This window comes from Terriglobus sp. YAF25 (assembly GCF_052113305.1).
Classification (GTDB): Bacteria; Acidobacteriota; Terriglobia; order Terriglobales; family Acidobacteriaceae; genus Terriglobus.
Map to the genome: position 1 here is coordinate 1 of NZ_JBFRCY010000849.1, position 1,749 is coordinate 1,749.

At 59.1% G+C, this 1,749-nt stretch carries 2 protein-coding genes; both read right to left on the reverse strand.

Going from position 1 to position 1,749, the window contains the following annotated elements:
- A partial coding sequence (locus AB4043_RS24470) for a magnesium transporter MgtE N-terminal domain-containing protein (RefSeq protein WP_442308384.1) occupies window positions 1-899 on the reverse strand: 899 nt, incomplete at its 3' end.
- Between the two features lie 231 nt (window positions 900-1,130).
- The coding region (locus AB4043_RS24475) for a M13-type metalloendopeptidase (RefSeq protein ID WP_442308385.1) at window positions 1,131-1,749 on the reverse strand (619 nt) is incomplete at its 5' end.

The window sequence follows — 1,749 nt, forward strand, 5'->3', positions numbered from 1 at the left end:
GCAGCGGAGCGGTCAGAGAACTCCAAAAGGCCTTCGACCTCTTCGCGCTCGTCCGGCTCCATCTCCTCGAGAATCGCTTCGGAACGCTCTTCCGGGAGCTCCGCCAGCAGATCGGCCGCGGCTCCGGGATCCATCTCTTCTACAATCTCGGCAACGCGCTCCGAGTCCAGGCCCTCCAGCAGAGCCTTCTGCAGCTTCGGATCGACCTCTTCCAGTGCCTCGGCGGCGACCTCTTCATCCAGGCTGGCAAAGATAGCTTCGCGCTCTGCCGGGGCAAGCTCTTCGAGGATGTCCGCGATATCGGCCGGGTGCATCTTTGCAAGCCGGTTCTGCTCGATCTTCAGGCGAACGCGACGAGCAGGATCGCGCTCGATCAGATCCACAAACTCCCACGGAATAATCCGCGCCGCCGCTTGCTCACTTAACGAGACCAGAGGCCGTGGCAGTCCCTTCATCAGCCGGCGCAGGGCACCGCGAAGGCCAACCTCAACCTCGGCGATGCGCAGCCGCAATGGAGCATGCCCGTTCTCCCCCTCCCAGGCGAGGTCTACATCGTTCACGCGGACGACTTTGTGGCCGTGCACGTCAATGATCTGCTGGTCCAACAGATCGCGGTCCAGGAGCAGATATTCGTGATCGGTAGCAACGGGCCCTACCTCCGCACCGGGACGCAACCGCAGATCTCCCGCCTGGGTCCTCTCCAAAGATTCAATGGAGACCCAGCCCGGCGCCCGTTCTCTCCCGGCGCGGCGCAGAACGAAACCCGCAACATGATTGGTGTCTTTCGCCGGATCTATGGCCAGGTCCCGCACCCTTCCCAGAACGCCCCCATGGGCATTCTTCACTGACATGCCAATCATGGCAGCAGCGCTGGTCCGGAGATGGAGGGAAGCGTGCATCCTGTTCGCAGTCTACTCAAGCATTTCGATGCGCACCACCGCCGCTATGTAATAGAACCAAAAAGAGAAAGCCGGCCCTCAAAAAGAGGGCCGGCTTCCGGTGCTTCAGGCGTGCGTTAGAGCGTTTTTCCTGTTGCTGGGTATTCCGGGAGGAACATACAGGGGCGTTCTCATTGAGGAAAACGTCGATAGATGCACAAACCCTGCTCTATAATCTACAGGAAAAATGCTCTACCACACCTTGCAGACCGCCTCCTTCACCATCGGCTGACCCTTTTTGCATCCGAAGGCCGTGGCAAATTCGGGCATATTCGTCACGATACCGTTGATACGTGCATAGCCCGGGGAATGGGGATTGGTGATCGCGCTCACCCGCAGGTTCTCCGGCCGCTCGTTCTCGCATGCCCACTGGGCAAACCCAATAAAGAACCGCTGGTCGGGGGTGAATCCTTCCACTGGCGCGAGCCGCTGATTCTCCGTCGCCTTTTTCCAGGCGATATACGCGATCAGCGTTCCGCCCAGGTCGGCTACGTCTTCGCCGCTCGTCAGCTTTGAGTTGATCTTGATGTCGTCCACGATGGTGTAGGTAGCAAACTGGTCGCGCAGGCAGTTGATTTGCTTCTCAAAGCCTTCCGCATCTTCCTTGGTCCACCAATCCTTCAAGTTCCCTGCTCCGTCGAACTGCCTGCCTTCATCATCAAAGGCGTGGGTCAGTTCGTGGCCGATGGTTGATCCTGTATTGCCATAGTTCGGAGCGTCATCGAGCTTGGCGTCGTACAACGGCGGCTGCAGCACGCCGGCCGGGAAGTTGATGTCGTTCATCTGGGGGTTGTAATAGGCATTGACAGTC